Annotated in this window: 14 protein-coding genes; 13 read left to right on the top strand and 1 reads right to left on the bottom strand. The window is 59.0% G+C overall.

Annotated features, from left to right (window positions below; all coding sequences use genetic code 11):
• The first annotated feature begins 42 nt into the window (after window positions 1-42).
• The 6 genes from A3M7_RS0134910 to A3M7_RS0134885 all read left to right on the top strand — a co-directional run bounded on the left by A3M7_RS0134910 (window position 43) and on the right by A3M7_RS0134885 (window position 9,199).
• Window positions 43-1,575, top strand: a complete 1,533-nt coding sequence (locus A3M7_RS0134910; protein ID WP_049823880.1) for an NAD-dependent succinate-semialdehyde dehydrogenase — start codon at window positions 43-45, stop codon at window positions 1,573-1,575.
• Entirely contained in the window at window positions 1,572-2,969 is a 1,398-nt protein-coding gene (locus A3M7_RS0134905; RefSeq protein WP_027548071.1) for an aminotransferase, read from the top strand. Before A3M7_RS0134910 ends, A3M7_RS0134905 begins: the two co-directional genes overlap by 4 nt.
• Before the next feature lie 463 nt (window positions 2,970-3,432).
• Entirely contained in the window at window positions 3,433-4,566 is a 1,134-nt protein-coding gene (locus A3M7_RS0134900; RefSeq protein WP_049823879.1) for an ABC transporter substrate-binding protein, read from the top strand.
• Window positions 4,567-4,646: 80 nt separating this feature from the next.
• A complete protein-coding gene (locus tag A3M7_RS0134895) occupies window positions 4,647-6,317 on the top strand; it encodes an ABC transporter permease subunit (RefSeq protein WP_245284388.1) in 1,671 nt (556 codons plus the stop codon).
• Window positions 6,318-6,380: 63 nt separating this feature from the next.
• Window positions 6,381-7,475 (top strand): ABC transporter ATP-binding protein, encoded by a 1,095-nt coding sequence (locus tag A3M7_RS0134890; RefSeq protein ID WP_245284387.1) that lies wholly within the window; start codon window positions 6,381-6,383, stop codon window positions 7,473-7,475.
• Window positions 7,476-7,651: 176 nt separating this feature from the next.
• Window positions 7,652-9,199 carry an acetolactate synthase large subunit gene (locus tag A3M7_RS0134885; RefSeq protein WP_027548067.1) on the top strand — a complete coding sequence of 516 codons (1,548 nt, stop codon included), beginning with the start codon at window positions 7,652-7,654 and terminating at the stop codon, window positions 9,197-9,199.
• A gap of 297 nt (window positions 9,200-9,496) precedes the next feature.
• Here the strand turns inward: A3M7_RS0134885 and A3M7_RS51400 are convergent, their stop codons facing one another.
• Window positions 9,497-9,673: a DUF2817 domain-containing protein gene (locus tag A3M7_RS51400; protein WP_371090235.1), complete on the bottom strand. Its 177-nt coding sequence runs from the start codon at window positions 9,671-9,673 to the stop codon at window positions 9,497-9,499.
• Window positions 9,674-9,914: 241 nt separating this feature from the next.
• On the opposite strand from A3M7_RS51400, the gene A3M7_RS0134880 reads away from it, so the two are divergent.
• The 7 genes from A3M7_RS0134880 to A3M7_RS47615 all read left to right on the top strand — a co-directional run.
• Window positions 9,915-11,048 (top strand): ABC transporter substrate-binding protein, encoded by a 1,134-nt coding sequence (locus A3M7_RS0134880; protein WP_027548066.1) that lies wholly within the window; start codon window positions 9,915-9,917, stop codon window positions 11,046-11,048.
• A 231-nt stretch (window positions 11,049-11,279) separates the two neighbouring features.
• On the top strand, window positions 11,280-12,083 hold the full coding sequence (locus A3M7_RS45425) for a hypothetical protein (RefSeq protein WP_049823877.1): 804 nt from the start codon (window positions 11,280-11,282) through the stop codon (window positions 12,081-12,083).
• Between the two features lie 115 nt (window positions 12,084-12,198).
• Window positions 12,199-13,014, top strand: coding sequence for an enoyl-CoA hydratase-related protein (locus tag A3M7_RS0134870; RefSeq protein WP_027548065.1), 816 nt, complete (start codon window positions 12,199-12,201; stop codon window positions 13,012-13,014).
• A 229-nt stretch (window positions 13,015-13,243) separates the two neighbouring features.
• Complete coding sequence (locus A3M7_RS0134865) at window positions 13,244-13,606, top strand: transposase (protein WP_371090234.1); 363 nt, start codon at window positions 13,244-13,246, stop codon at window positions 13,604-13,606.
• Window positions 13,594-13,950 carry an IS66 family insertion sequence element accessory protein TnpB gene (tnpB, locus tag A3M7_RS0134860; protein WP_198033869.1) on the top strand — a complete coding sequence of 119 codons (357 nt, stop codon included), beginning with the start codon at window positions 13,594-13,596 and terminating at the stop codon, window positions 13,948-13,950. The genes A3M7_RS0134865 and tnpB overlap by 13 nt, the downstream gene beginning before the upstream one ends.
• A 73-nt stretch (window positions 13,951-14,023) precedes the next feature.
• Complete coding sequence (locus tag A3M7_RS0134855) at window positions 14,024-15,595, top strand: IS66 family transposase (protein ID WP_049823886.1); 1,572 nt, start codon at window positions 14,024-14,026, stop codon at window positions 15,593-15,595.
• 264 nt (window positions 15,596-15,859) lie between these two features.
• Window positions 15,860-16,087, top strand: a 228-nt coding sequence (locus A3M7_RS47615; protein ID WP_156937070.1) for a transposase, incomplete at its 3' end; no start/stop codon positions are given.

Genomic DNA, 16,087 nt, shown 5'->3' with positions numbered 1-16,087 from the left:
TGCTCGTGGAATTTCAACAAATGAGCGCCCCGGGACTTCCAAATGGCCTTCCAGACGACTGCTCGGCACAAATTCCCAGACTCAGTCGGTCTGGCCAAAAGGCATTTGGAGGAGCTGCGCCGTCGCGACTTCCTTCAGGGCGCTGCGCTAATTGACGGTCGCTGGATCACGGGAGATCAAAGGGACGTTGTGGTAGATCCGGCAACCGGGGAGCAGATCGCAGAGGTCGCTCGCTGCAGTGCCGCAGACATGGCTCTGGCGATCGCTGCAGCTGAACGGTCCTTTGCCGCATGGCGGGATCTGCTGCCCGAGAGGCGCGGAGCTATCCTGAGGTCCTGGGCATCGTTGATGGTTGCTCATTCGGAGGAGCTTGCCGTTCTGGTAACTTGCGAACAGGGCAAGCCGCTCGCGGAGGCGCGCTCCGAAATTTCGTACGGTGCGGGGTTCCTGCAGTGGTTTGCGGCGGAGGGAGAGCGCGCATACGGAGAGACGATTCCCAGCCATAAGCCTGCAAGCTTGCTCCAAGTGAAGATGCAGCCAATTGGCGTCACGGCGGCGATCACGCCTTGGAATTTTCCCGTCGCCATGATTACGCGAAAGGCGGGCGCTGCTCTGGCGGCCGGTTGCCCGGTCATTGTGAAGTCCGCCCCCGAGACCCCTCTGTCTGCTCTTGCCCTCGCGAGGCTGGCTGAAGAGGCTGGAATCCCGCGTGGCGTGTTTCAAGTCGTCGTCGGTAACCCGATCGAGTTGTCGGCCCCTCTATTGCACGACCCGAGGGTGCGGGCTCTGTCGTTTACAGGGTCTACTGAAGTTGGTCGTCTGCTTCTGGAGGGGGCCGCTCAGACCGTGAAGAGGGTGTCGCTCGAACTCGGGGGGCACGCGCCCTTTATCGTCTTCGACGATGTTGATGTGGAGAAGGCAGTTAAGGGAGCTATGGCTGCAAAGTTCGCGACCTCAGGGCAGGACTGCCTGGCAGCTAATCGCATCTACGTGCAGCGAGGCATCTATGATGCCTTCGTCGAGGCCTTCGCTGCGGCGGTGGGGCGTCTGAAAGTTGGCCATGGCCTGGACGCTGCGACCGATGTCGGTCCGATGACGAAGCTTTCTGTAGCCAACAAATGCAGGGCTCAAATTGACGATGCTGTGGCCAAGGGTGCGCGGATTTTCTCGGCGAAGCAGGACCATCCCTATGGACGGAACTTTGTGCTTCCAACGCTGCTAAGCGATGTCAATGACGACATGCTTATTGCCACGGAGGAGACCTTTGGTCCTGTAGCCGCAGTACTTCCGTTTGACTCAGAAGAAGAAGTTCTCACCAGAGCGAATAGCAGCGAAATGGGCCTGGCTGCGTACGTCTACACCGATAACTTGCGTCGAGCGTTGCGTGTGTCCGAGAAGGTCGAATACGGCATGGTCGGCGTTAATACCGCGTCATTCACTGGCCCTCCTATTCCGTTTGGCGGATGGAAGCAGTCCGGGCTCGGTCGCGAAGGCTCGCGACACGGCATTCAGGAATTCATGGAATTGAAATACGTCTGCTTCGGCGACTTGACGGCTTGGGAGAAACGTAAATGAACGATATCAAGACTATCGCCGAAAAAGACCGCGCGACTGTTCTGCATCCCTTCACCCAACTTAAGGAGTTCGCCACCGGCAAGATCGGAGATCCGACGATTATTACCGGCGGAAAGGGCATCCGCATCGAAGACGCGCAGGGGCATAGCTACATCGACGGATTTGCGGGCCTTTACTGCGTCAACATTGGATATGGCCGGACCGAAGTCGCCGAGGCGATTGCGCGCCAAGCGTACAAATTGGCCTACTACCATACGTATGCTGCCCATACGACCGAAGAGCTGGCAAATCTTTCAGATCGCCTGGTGCGAATGGCGCCGGGGAAGCCCAGCAAAGTATTCTACGGGCTGTCTGGATCGGACGCTAACGAAACCCAAGCTAAGCTTGTTTGGTACTACAATAATTTGCGTGGCCAGCCCAAGAAGAAGAAGATTATTTCGCGCGAGCGCGGCTATCACGGCTGTTCAGTGATCTCCGGTTCGATGACCGGGATGTCGTTCTACCATGATCATATGGATCTGCCATTTCCGGGCATTTTGCATACGGGTGTACCCCATCACTATTGGGGCGCCGAGCCAGGTGAGACGGAAGAATCCTTTTCTCGTCGGCGTGCAGCCGAGCTTGAACACCTGATTATTCGTGAGGGACCGGAAACTATCGGCGCCTTTATTGCTGAGCCGGTGCTCGGTACGGGTGGAATTACGCCGCCGCCCGAAGGCTACTGGCGTGAAATTCAGGCCGTGCTTCGACGCTATGACGTTCTTCTAATCGCAGACGAAGTGATCTGTGGATTTGGTCGAACCGGCGCGGACTTTGGTAGCACGCTATATGGAATGGAGCCTGACCTCATAACGGTGGCGAAGGGATTGACCTCCGGTTACGTACCGCTTTCGGCAGCCATTGTTGGTGAGAGGGTCTACGCCGTCATGGAAGAAGCAGCCGATCGGATCGGGGCGTTCTCGCATGGATATACCTATTCCGGCCATCCGATTGCGGCCGCCGCGGCTAACGCAGTTCTGGACATCGTCGAAAAGGAACGGCTAAGCGACCGCGCCAGAACCGTCGGCACGCACTTTATGAAGCGGCTGAAGGAGCGCTTTGCACAGCTGGAAATCGTTGGCGAGGTTAGGGGCATCGGTTTGCTAGGTGCTGTTGAGTTCGTTGCCGATCGACAGACGAAGCGTCGCTTTGATCCGCAGCTCAAGGTCGGCGCCCGCATCTCCAAGGCGGCTCGTGATCGGGGGCTTATTGCCCGAGCCATGCCGCATGGAGACATTCTAGGTTTTGCTCCACCTCTCGTCGTCTCCGAGTACGAAATTGACGAGATTGTTGAGCTTGCCTATCGAGCGACGAAGCAAGTGATGGACGAACTTGCGAAGGAGTCTGCAATCTGAAAGGCCGGTTCTTACATTTTGATCTTGGCCGACTGGCATATCAAGCCGCTCACCTTCGGTTGGTTTGTTGCAGCCGGAATGTGGGGGCGCTGAGATCTCGCTGTGGATAGTCCCGCTTTGTGGTCAATCAACACGCGCAAGGGATGAGTTAAACGCGCCGATCTCCCCTCCGCGCGTCGATGCCCTCGCGTGGTGAAACGGCAATGCTGCCTCCGCCAGATAGACCGATCGCCGCCAGCGTGGCGAGGGATATGCGGAGGCGGTCGCCGTGCCGCCATCCGTCAAAGCCGGGTGGTGAAATCGAGGAAGCTGGTGGTGAAATCGAGAAAAGGAGAGTGCATGCATGCAGATTTACTGCTGGGTTCGGCCTTCCTTTGCTGCTTCTGCGCGTCCGGACGCCGGTAGACGGTGTAAAGTGTCCAAGGAAACGATGTAGTGCTGCGCCAAGTTGGGGAGGAGTGACATGACCAAAAATGATCGCGTTCGCCGTTTGCATGGTGGCCTGGATCGACGCTCATTTCTTGGAGCGACGGCTGCTCTGCTGAGCGTTCCGTTCGTGGCCAAGGCCAACGCTGCCTGGGCGCAGGAAGAGCTCGCCGGCAGTGGAGAGGTCGTAGTCTTCAGCTACGGAGGGTCGTACACGCAAGGTGTGCGAAAATATGTTTATGAGCCCTTCACGAAAGCGACGGGAATCACTGTCGTCGATGTGACCGCTGACATCGCAGAACCCCAAGTGAGAGCAATGACTCGCGCGGGGCGCGTCGACTGGGATGTCGCTTTGATAGATGGTCAGAACCACCCGACCATGCATCAGGCTGGTTTGTTTCAGCCCGTCGACTACAGTTTGTGGGACGATGAAGCGCTTAAGGGGGTGCCGCAGAGTGCTCGCCTCAGTGACGCAGTCGTCGCGTTTCGTTCGACGACGTTGCTCGCTTATGATGAGCGTTCCTTTCCGAAAGGAGGGCCACAAAACTGGGCCGATTTTTGGAACGTCAAGGCTTTCCCCGGGCCGCGTGGCCTCAGTGCGGTCGCTCGGCATATGGTCTTGGCGCTCGCGGCTGACGGCGTGCCAAACTCGGATCGTTGGCCTCTGACTGACGACAAGGTCGAGAGGGCTCTCAGGAAGCTCGCGGAGATCAAGCCCAATATCGCCAAATGGTGGACGGCTGGAGGGGAGCCTGTTCAAGCGTTGACCAATGGGGAGTTCGTGATGACGAGCTGCTACGATGGTCGTGCGCTGTCGGCCATCCGTCAGGGGGCGCCCATCCGTATGGTGTGGAGCGGCGGTAATCTGGTCTATGTCTACTGGACAGTGCTCAAAGGCGGTCCTAACAACGCAAACGCTCAGAAATTCGTCGCGTTCCTGAATCGGGCCCAGAGCGCTGCTGGTTTCACGCTTGGTACAAATCTTACAGGTCCGAATGTGAATCAGCTGCTGCACCTGCCGGCCAATCTCATTCCGCTGCTCAGCGTCACGGAGGAGAACGCCTCGCAACTCGTGCCACAGGATGACGCTTGGCTTGCGGCCGAGCGTCCTGACGGAAAGACCAATCTAGATCACATTCAGGAGCGTTGGCTGACATGGAGGGCGCAGTGAGCTCCACAGGGATTGAAGGTCGAGAGACGTCCTTTCCCGGTTCATCGAAGGCCAGGCCCACTCGGTGGGCTTGGTTGCTGGTGCCTGGGACCGTCTTCCTCGTGGTGCTCTTTGTCGTGCCGCTCACGGGGCTTCTGTTGCTGTCATTTGGGATGCCAAACTGGACGCTTGCGAATTTCTTGCGCATCGGAGACACCCCCGTCTACCTGACGGTGATGCGCAACACGCTGGAGATCAGCGTTACCGTGACTGCGGTTGCCTTCGTGCTTAGTTATCCCATCGCCTACGCGCTCACTACGGGCGGAATCGCGTTGCGCACCTTTTTGCTAATCGGCGTGGTGCTGCCCTATTTCACCAGCACTTTGGCACGGACCTTCGCCTGGATTGTCCTACTCGGGCGCAATGGCGTCGTTAACCAGTTCCTGCTCGAGGTCGGCTGGGTGTCCCAACCGGTCACAATGCTCTACAACCGATTTGGTGTGATCCTAGGCATGACCCACATTGTCATGCCGATGATGATCCTGCCGATGTACACGGTCATGTCCAGCATTGACCAAAAGCTTATGCGAGCAGCGAGGGCGAACGGAGCGAGCCCGCTCGCCGCCTTCCTCACGATCTTTCTGCCGCTCAGCCTGCCGGGCCTCATTGCGGGCGTCCTGCTCGTCTTCATCTATTGTCTTGGCTTCTACATCACGCCTGCGTTGATGGGTGGTCTGTCAGACGTCATGATCACCATGGCGATCAGCACCCAGATCCTTGAGCAACTCAATTGGGATTTCGGCGCTGCGCTTTCCGTGGTCCTCCTGGTCTCTGTCCTCACCATATTGTGGATTGGCTCGCGCTTCTTCCCCATAGAGCAGCTCCTGGGATTCTCCGACGGCAAGCTCGGCTCGACCGTTGCTCGGCGGCAGATAGGTGCTAAAATGTTGATGCGGATCGGCTCCGCGGCAAACGCACTTGACCGCTGGCTTCCTTCGCTGGGAGGTCGGAGTGTCCCGATTCTGGCAAGCTTTTTGGCCGTCCTTCTCTTGCTGCCCGTAGTAATCGTTGCATACTTGTCGTTCAGCGCCTCGTCCTACTTTGTCTTTCCTCTACCGGGCTACTCGCTGCGCAACTACGAAGCCTTTCTTTTTGATACGCTGTGGGTACGCGCAACCGTCACCAGCATCCGCGTTGCGCTGATGGCGGTCGCCATGGCGACTACGCTGGGTGCCATGCTTGCCTTCGGTCTGGCGCGCGGTGCCATGCCCGGTCGAGGAGCCATGGTCGGTCTCTTGCTCTCACCGATTATTATGCCGACTGTTATCGTGGCGGTCGCGACCTATTTGCTCTTGGCGCGGCTGGGGCTGCAGGGCACCGAGTTCGGCCTGGCACTTGGCCACGCGGTCCACGCCATCCCCTACGTGGTGGTGATTGTCGTTGCCAATCTGCGCGACCTTAATCCGAGCTACGAGCGTGCGGCTCGCAGCCTTGGCGCCGGGTCTTTGGCGACCTTCCGCACGATCGTCGCGCCGCTGGTCATGCCGGCGCTTATCGTCGCGAGCTTCTTTGCGTTCCTGGCCTCGTTCGACGACGTTGTCTACGTGCTGTTCCTTGGCATCGGAAAGATCACGACCTTGCCGATGCGTATGTGGGAGGGAATCCGGCAGGACATCAGTCCCACGATTGCCGCCGTAGCCACGCTGCAGATGCTGTTTGCGACGATTGTTATTGTTGTCGGTACGCTGCTGAGACGGAAGAAAAATAACTGACGGCCCTGAATGGGCGCGCAGATCTAACGAAAACCAATGACGAATGTACCCTAGGGAGCTGAAATGTTGATGAAAGCGACCGTGAGCAACCCTGATGTGAAAACCGGAGGCATTGCGCTGCACAACCTGCAGAAGCGCTACGGTAGCGCGGTGGCCGTCGATGATGTCAGTCTTTCCGTCTCGCCCGGAGAGTTCATTTCGTTGCTGGGCCCGAGCGGATCCGGAAAAACGACCACTCTGATGATGATCGCCGGTTTCGAGATGCCGGACAACGGCCAGGTTCTGCTGGATGGGAGGGACATTACGCGTCTACCGCCTCACCGCCGCGAGCTCGGCGTGATCTTCCAGAATTATGCACTGTTCCCACACATGACGGTCGCCGAGAACGTTGCATATCCGCTTCGGATGCGACGTCTGGCAAAGGCGGAGATCGAAGCTCGGGTGCGTCGCATCCTGGATCAGGTGCATCTCGGTACCTTGGCCTCGCGCTACCCCCACCAAATGTCGGGCGGTCAGCAGCAGAGAGTAGCGATAGCGCGGGCTCTGGTTTTTGATCCACCCGTTCTTCTCCTTGATGAACCCTTGGGCGCGTTGGACAAGAAGTTGCGCGAGCATCTCAGGAACGAGATCAAGACGCTACACAAGGAGGTCGGCAAGACGATGATCTACGTCACGCACGACCAGGATGAGGCGCTCGCCATGTCCGACCGTGTTGCGGTGATGCACGAGGGCCGGATCCGGCAGCTCTCTGCGCCAAAGGATATCTATCGCAAGCCGGCGGATTTGTTTGTAGCTGGTTTCGTCGGCGAGGTTAATCTCATCCCCGTCGAGCTCAAAGACGGAATCGTGCACGGTCCTGCGGGAGAGACACTACCCGCGGCGCCGTGGACCGGCGTGGACAGCGACGGCACGCTATGTGTGCGGCCCGAGCATTTGCACCTTGAAGCGAACGCTGCTCCGACATCATCGGGCGGGATGCAGGGGCGCATCACCGGCATGACATTCGTCGGGGACGCAACTATCTTCGAATTTCGCAGCGATTCCGGATTGCAGCTGATATCGAAGGTCCTCAACGTGTCGGCTAACACAATGCCGGAAGTCGGCGATACCTGTATCGCCTCCTGGCTTGCGAGTGATGCAACAGTTCTGACTCAGTAAATTGCCCCGCTTGGTTGCGGCTCTTCGCTAAGGGCGCCGTCCTGAAATCATCAGCGCTTGCCCTTCAGGGGTGAAGTATCGGCTCCGGCGCCTAGTCTATCTCTAACGAGTGTGCCACGGTCTAGTGAGATCATTCCACGGCAGAATCGATCCAAGAATAACGAGGAACTAATCTAATGAACGGTGCTGAAAGTCTGGTACGTACACTCGTTGCTGGGGGCGTGGATACCTGCTTTGCAAATCCAGGGACCTCGGAGATGCACTTTGTTGCAGCCCTGGACCGCGTCGAGGGTATGCGGTGCGTGCTCGTGCTCTTCGAGGGAATCGCTACAGGCGCTGCTGACGGTTACGCCCGAATGGCCGAGAAGCCGGCAGCCACGCTGCTCCACCTTGGACCGGGCTTGGCGAACGGTCTAGCCAACATGCACAACGCGTCCAAAGCGTCCTCGCCAATAATTAATATTGTCGGGGATCACGCAACTTACCATCGCAACTACGATGCGCCACTCACGTCCGATATCGAGGGGGCAGCCAAGCCCTTCTCCGGCTGGGTCCGAACCTCGCCCGATGCAAGGCGTGTTGCGGCTGACGGTGCGGCGGCGATCGCCGCTGCCCGAACCCCGCCCGGCCAAGTGGCAACCCTTATTCTTCCGGCTGATACCGCATGGAACGAAAGTGACGGTCCCGCTGCGGTCTGCGAAGCACCGAAAAGAACACAGGTTTCGCAAGATTGCATCAAGGATGCCGCCAAGACGCTCCGTTCCGGCGAGCCCGCGATGATGCTATTGGGGGGGCTCGCGTTGCGACAGCGTAGCCTTGATCTGGCGGGGCGCATATGTGCCAAGACTGGCGCGAAAATCATGGCGCAAACATTTGTCGGCCGCATCGAGCGTGGCGCTGGTCGCGTCCCGGTTGATCGCCTTCCCTACCCAGTCAACCAAGCGCGTGCGACACTTGAGGGACTTAAGCATATTGTTCTGGTGGGTAGCCGCATCCCGGTGGCCTTCTTCGCCTATCCCGACAAGCCAAGCTTGATGGCTTCTGAGGACACAGGCGTTTTGACGCTTGCACGCGGCGAAGAAGACGCATTGGATGCGCTCGAACGACTTGCGGATGAATTGGATGCTCAATCGGTTCCAAGCCAGGCCGCGAAGCTTGCGCCGCCGTCGCTAGCCACTGGGGCAATTACCGGCGCCAGCCTCTCACAGTCACTTGGCGCGTTGATTCCGGAAAATGCGATCGTGGTCGATGAATCAATCTCGACTGGCGCCGGCTTTTTCGCTGCAACTTGGAATTCGCAGCCACACACTTGGCTCCAGAACATGGGCGGATCAATTGGACTTGGTATGCCCATGGCAACGGGCGCTGCGATTGCCTGCCCTAACCGACCTGTGCTCAACCTGCAGGCGGATGGCAGCGCGATGTACGCCATTCAGTCACTGTGGACACAGGTGCGTGAAGGCCTCAACATTACGACGGTGCTGTTCAACAACAAATCGTACGCTTGCCTCCGAGATGAACTGGCCAACGTCGGGGCGCAAAATGTCGGGCGCAAGGCTCTGGATATGCTCGATCTCAGCCGGCCTGACATCGACTTTACCGGATTAGCAAAAAGTATGGGTGTCGCCGCCGCTCGGGTGACTTCAATGGATGAATTCAATATTGAGCTGGCACGCGGACTTTCGACACCGGGGCCTTATCTGGTCGAGGTGCAGATCGCTTAGGCGAATCTGGGTGATTGGCTCAGGCGAGCATCAGTCGGGTCCCGCGTTGTTACTGGTCGACGAAGCTCTTTAGCTGTGAGAGATCAATTCGATCGCGAGTAAGCTGCTGCTCAAAGCACAAACCATAGACGCAGCGCCTTCTGCCGCCCTAGAGTGGGGCCGAAATAGCCGCCGGTGATGTTGCTCGTCCTCGCACACATTGCTTGCTGCTTGGGATTACCATTGCTCGCCGGCCGAAAGGCGATCCGTTCGAGGGTTTCGCGAGCTGGCGAAGCCGCCAAAGAACTCCTGTAGGAGTCAGGTATTGACGGCTGGTTCGCCGTCATACCCGTTGTCTTGACGTAGCAGAACCGTGAAATCGATGAACTGTCTACTGAGGTCGCAACCGTCTTGCGTAACGCGCCGATCCCAGGGGAATCCCCATGGACTGATAGGATGATTAGCGACACGCCTTGGCGTTCGAGGGCGGTCCATCAAGAAAGGCACAATCCAATACCTTGCGCAAGCCGCTGGTGTGTCTGCGTTCAATGCCCTCGCCGCCCAGTGGCTGATCGCAGCAGCAGTCGCTGGCAATCGTCGGAAGGCAAAAACTATTATGTGTTTTTTTTCAGTATACGACTAATTTTTGCGGTCTTTATGCGTCGAGACGCCGCTACATCGCATGTAGACATGCGCGGAATAAAGACTGGGTTCTGCATAACGAGGGGAGAACGTCATGACCAAGCGGGATACCTGTTCATATGGCTGCCCGAGCCGCCGCTCGCTACTTGGGTCCGCCGCGATGTGCTTAAGCGTGCCATTTGTCGTCAAGGCCACAAAGGTCTGGGCGGATGACAAGATCGCCGGCAGTGGCGAAGTCGTCGTTTACAGCTATGGTGGCTCTTTCACCGAGGGCGTTCGGCGATATGTCTACGAGCCCTTCACAAAGGCAACAGGAATCAGAGTCGTAGATGTGGTCGCCGATTTCGCCGAGCCCCAGATCAGGGCGATGCACCAGGCCGGTCGCGTTGATTGGGACATTGGCTATCTGGTGCCGCAGAGCTATCCAGCAATGCACGAAGCTGGGATGTTCGTGCCAATCGATTATAGTCTCTGGGATCAAGAGTCGCTCGAGGGCACTCCCCAGCACGCTCGTCTTGAGGACGCAGTTGTGATTCATCAGACAGCCGGAGTGCTCGCATATGATGAACGCGCATTTCCCAAGGGGGGGCCGCAAAACTGGGTGGACTTCTGGGACCACAAGAAGTTCCTTGGCCCGCGGGGGCTCGAGGCTCCCCTCGGTAAGCATACCATCCCGCATGCGCTGCTCTCTACGGGCATCGCACACAAGGACGTGTGGCCGCTCACCGACGACAAGATCGATCGAGCATTTGAAAAGCTCAATGAGATCAAACCGCGCGTTGTGAAGTGGTGGACAGCTGGTGGGGAGCCGCCTCAACTCCTGGTCAACGGAGAATACGCGATGACCAGCGCGTTCGACGGCCGCCTGACCGCTGCAATCCGAGGGGGCGCGCCGATCAAATGCAGTTGGGATGGAGCTTGGCTGACCCGCAGCTACGCGGTGATTTTGAAGGGCGGGCCCAACCCAGCGAATGCACAAAAATTCTTCGCCTTCCTGAATCGCGCGGAAATTGCAGCCGGCTGGACGCAGGGTACCGGCTATCCGGGCCCCAATACAAATCAGCTCAAGCATTTGCCAGCCGGGTTGATTCCGCTGCTCAGCATCAATCCGGAGAATGCTGCCAAGACCATTCCCGAGGATACGGATTGGCTGGTCCAGAAGCGCCCGGACGGCAAGACCAATGCAGAACACATCCAGGAGCGTTGGCTAGCATGGCGGGCAGCATGAGCTCCATAGCGAATAGAGGCCGGGCACACTACCGGCGGGACTCCGCCATCGGTCATGTCCAGACGTGGTCCACGCACAACTGCCACCTTGGTGAATTGTCAGAGGGCTGGGCAGCCGAACGCGAGCGGCATAGTTGCGGCGACTCTGAGTTCCGGCTTCGTTCAACAATCATCTCGCGCTAAAAATCAAAACATCTATCCGCTATCAGTTACAGACCCATGAGAAAGCTGCTTGGAAAAGCAGATCACCGAAAGGAGAAAGAAGATGCCCGAACCGCTGGTAATAAAGAGCAAGGATATGGTCTTTTCACAAATTCATCCCGAGGCAGGCGGGTATGCATCTCAATGTCAAGTTATTGGGCGAGAGATCAGCAAGACGATTTGTGCTGGAGTCGCGACCTACGACGGTTGTTCTATTGAGCGAAAGATCAACTACGATGAAGTCGTTGTCGTGCTGGAGGGATTGTTCCGAATTCGAACCGAGGAGAATTATGGCCGTGTGATCGAAGCGAACTTCGGCGATGTAATCTGGCTACCGAAGGGCACAAGTTTAAGGTACGAGGGTGAAAAAGCTAAGGTGTTTTACGGAAGATACCCTGTCGACTGGGAGACACGCGCGGCTGTGACTGATGAGTCTCCGTCAACTGAAGTGATGCACTTCGTGGCGGGAGACATGGTCTATTACCAAATGCGAGTTCACGAGGGCGGTTATTCGTCTACATGTAGCTTGATCGGTCCAGTCATCAGCAAGACACTCGGCGCTACTGTTGCGACCTTTGATGGCGCCTCTGTGGATTGGACAACAAAATATGATCAAGCCTCTGTCGCCCTCGGTGGCAACATGAGGGTTGTCACGGGCGAAAACTATAGCAAAGTACTGGAGGCGAACCTCGGCGATATTATCTGGCTGCCTGAGGGCACTAAGCTGAAATATCAGGGGGATCGCGCAATCAACTTTTGCGTCCCGTATCCCATCAATTGGCGCTCACAAAACCAAAGGCCGAGGCCGCCTTATTGGCCTGCATCAGTCCGATAAGCACCTTTAGCAACTCGAAACATCATGCCAAGCACGTGAAGGCTTGCGCCCAACGCTCACGCTGGCGAGCGTCAGCTACGGGTGCAATCTTCGCTTGGCGTCAGGACAGGTCCATATGCCCCGGAAAGCGAAAGTTGACTCAGGTACCGATGAGTTGTTAGCCGAGACTCGTGGCCGTGTTGCTGTGATCACGCTCAACAGGCCACGGTCCCGCAATGCCCTGTCAAAGAGCTTAAGCTCTGCATTGGGAAAGTTGCTAAGGCAGTTCGACGAAGATCCGGAAATCGGTGCTATTCTTCTTACCGGCGCAGGTGGTGCATTCTGCGCTGGCGGCGACGTCAAGAATATGGCCGTGACGGCAGATCTGACTTTCGACGAGCGCGTGGCCGATTTGCGCGCAAGTCAACGAATGATCTGGGGCGCTTTGGTCGCCTTGCGTAAGCCCACCATTGCAGCCATCCCAGGTGCAGCGGCCGGAGCGGGCCTGGCGCTTGCGCTAGCATGCGATATTCGGATCGCGTCACAGTCCGCTGTTCTCATAACTGCTTATGCGCGGGTCGCTCTTTCTGGGGATTGCGGAATAGCGTGGCTGTTGACGCGCCTTGTCGGCTTGTCCCGCGCGCGTGAGCTCATGTTTCTCTCAGAGCGCATAGACATGCAGCGGGCGGAGACGCTTGGGCTCGTCAACCGTGTCGTGCCTGACGCAGAGTTGCAGGACAATTCTCTTGCGCTTGCCACCTTGCTTGCGGAGGGGCCGACGTTTGCGTACGGGCGCATGAAGGACAACTTAGACCACGCCCTAACCGCAAAATTTCAGGAATCAATGGACTTTGAAGCAGATAACCTGATCAGAACAGAATTGTCCGCAGATCATCAAGAGGGCGTGCGTGCTTTCGCGGAAAAGCGGAAGCCAAATTTCAACGGCACATGAAAGCGCCCCCTGCCCGGAGTGCACACAGGACCTATTTCGTTTCGCTTTGCCGAAGCGATCGGTGCGAGAAGAACAGCAAAGCCGTGTGCGGGGCGCTGGTTACTATGAGAACGCCGACGGTTGCTCGTATCCGTCCGGTGAAGGCCGCCTTGCCGAATGAGGCGTGTTGTTGAGAACTGTCCTTATGGACAGTGATAGGCGCAGTGCCCAAGTCGAACGGCTGGAAGTAGTGGACACAGGCCGGCGGCGGCGCTGGTCCGAGGATGAGAAGCTCAAGATCGTCCTGGAGAGCTTACAGGCGCCGCGCCAGGTCGCGGCGACGGCGCGGCGATATGGCGTTTCGCGCTCGTTGCTGCTCCGATGGCGACGGTCGTTTCGCCCCGAGCCGAAGGATGCCGCCCATCAAACGGGCTTCGTACCGGCGATGGTGGTCGCGGAATCGGGGCCGACGCCTGGTCCGGTCGGGCCGGCCGGCGGCGGCGCGATCGAGATCGAGTTTGCGGCCGGGGCTCGGATGCGGATCACGGGCGCGGTCGACGCGGCGACGCTGAAGGCCGCGGTCGCGGCACTGGCCGATGGATGGCCGCGGTGATCCCCATTCCGTCGGGCGTACGGGTGTGGATTGCGACCGGCCACACCGATATGCGCCGCGGCATGAACTCGCTGGCCTTGCTGGTGCAGGAAGCCTTTAGGCGCGACCCGCACGGCGGCGACCTCTACGTGTTCCGTGGCAAAAGCGGCAAGCTGATCAAGATCCTTTGGTACGATGGACTGGGCATGTCGCTCTACGCCAAGCGGCTGGAGCGCGGCCGGTTCCTGTGGCCGTCGTCGGCTGATGGCGTGGTGACGATCACCCCAGCCCAGCTTGGCTACCTGCTTGAGGGCATCGACTGGCGGATGCCGCAACACACCTGGCGTCCGCAGGCGGCCGGCTGATCGCTGGGATTTGAATCGGTAGCAGGATCAGCGGTTCGGACAGAGACCGCGTCTTGTGATTCTCTGGTCGGCGATGGGCGCCGATGATTCTCTCCCGGATGATGTGACCACGCTGCAGGCGATGCTGCGCGCCGAGCGGGCGGCCCGGTTGGCCGCGGAAGCCGAGGCCCAAGCGGGGAGCTTGCTGATCGAGAAGCTCAAGCTCACGATCAAGAAGCTGCGGCACGAGCAGTTCGGACAGTCCTCCGAGCGAGGCGCATTGCTGGACCAGCTCGAGCTACAGCTTGCCGATCTGGAGGAGACCGCGGCGCAAGCTGAGACCGCAGCGCAGATAGCCGCCGAGAAGATTGCGGTGCCATCGTTCGAGCGCCGCAAACCAGCCCGCCGGCCGCTGCCGGAGCATTTGCCACGGGAGCGCCTTGCCTATCCGGTGCCTGCGACCTGCCCGTGCTGCGGCGACAGCCGGTTGCGCAAGATTGGCGAGGACGTGACCGAGACGCTGGAACTCGTTCCGCGCCAGTGGAAGGTGATCCAGCACGTGCGCGAGAAGCTCGTCTGCCGGGCCTGCGAATCGATCACCCAGCCGCCAGCTCCCTCGCATCCGATTGCGCGCGGGCGTGCAGGGCCCAAGCTGCTGGCCCATGTCCTGTTCGCCAAGTACGGCCTGCACCTGCCGCTTCATCGTCAGAGCGACGTCTACCAGCGTGAAGGCATCGATCTCGACGTATCGACGCTCGCGGACTGGGTAGGTGCCTCCGCGGCAACCCTGATGCCTCTGGTCGATGCGATCCGGAGCCACGTCTTCGCAGCCGAGCGCATCCACGCAGATGACACCACGGTGCCGGTCCTGGCCAAGGGCAAGACCCGGACCGGCCGGCTCTGGACCTACGTGCGCGACGACCGTCCGTTTGCCGGCCCAGATCCGCCGGCGGCCGTGTTCTTCTACTCGCCCGATCGTGGCGGTGCGCATCCGGAGCAGCATCTGGCGGGCTATGCCGGACTGATGCAGGCCGACGCCTACGCCGGCTTTGGCAGGCTCTACGAGGCCAATCGCAAGGGCGGCCCGATCATCGAGGCCGCATGCTGGGCGCACGGCAGACGCAAGTTCTTTGATCTGGCACGGCTCACCAAGGCGCCGATCGCGGCCGAGGCGGTCAAGCGCATCGATGTCCTGTTCGCCATTGAGCGCGAGATCAACGGCCTTGCTCCGCAGGAGCGCCTGCGTGTGCGTCAGGAGAGTAGCCGCCACCTGATCGTCGAACTGGAGGCGTGGTTGCGCGAGCAGCGCGTCAAGCTCTCCAGGAACAACGATACGACCAAGGCAATCAATTACTGCCTCAACCGCTGGGACGCATTTACCCGCTTCCTTGATGACGGACGGCTTTGCATGTCGAACAATGCCGCCGAGCGCGAGCTTCGGGCTGTCGCCGTGGGCAGAAGAAATTGGACCTTCGCCGGCTCCGATGAGGGCGGCCGGCGTGCGGCTGCGATCTACACCCTCATCGCCACCGCCAAGCTCAACGACATCGATCCACAGGCTTGGCTCGCCGACGCGCTGGCCCGCCTGCCGGATCATCCCGCCAAGCGCATCCACGAACTCATGCCCTGGAATTGGCGACCTCAGAACGTCGCTCGCGCCGCATAAGCGCGGTCGGCCATCCGCTCAAGATGACCTAACCAGGGGCCGTCACCGGACGCGTACGGTTGCTCTGCCATTCCGGACCTGCAGCTGGCGTCAGGCTCGCCTTTGCGCTCGGCTGTGACATCCGAATTGCTGCACAGTCCGCCATTCTAACCACGGCATATACGCGCTTCGGCTTATCGGCTATAGCGGGTAAGCTGGCTGCTCAGTCTCCCTCCGGTGTGGGCCGTCTTGTTGGGTTAGGTCGATTGCGCTGTAACAGTCCTTATGGACGGCCATAAGCGCAGTACTCAGATCGAACGGTTAGAGGTTGTCGAGACGGGCCGACGGCGGCGCTGGTCTGATGACGAGAAGCTTCGGATCGTGTTGGAGAGTTTGGAGGCACCGCGAGCGATATCATCGACGGCGAGGCGTCACGGGATATCGCGCTCATTGTTGATGACGTGGCGGCGTTCGTTCCGCCCTGAACCAGCTGGCCCTGACGTAAAACAGACC

This window comes from Bradyrhizobium sp. WSM2254 (assembly GCF_000472645.1).
GTDB lineage: Bacteria > Pseudomonadota > Alphaproteobacteria > Rhizobiales > Xanthobacteraceae > Bradyrhizobium > Bradyrhizobium niftali.
Note: the sequence above shows the minus strand (reverse complement) of the source record. Positions and strands in the feature narration are given on the sequence as shown.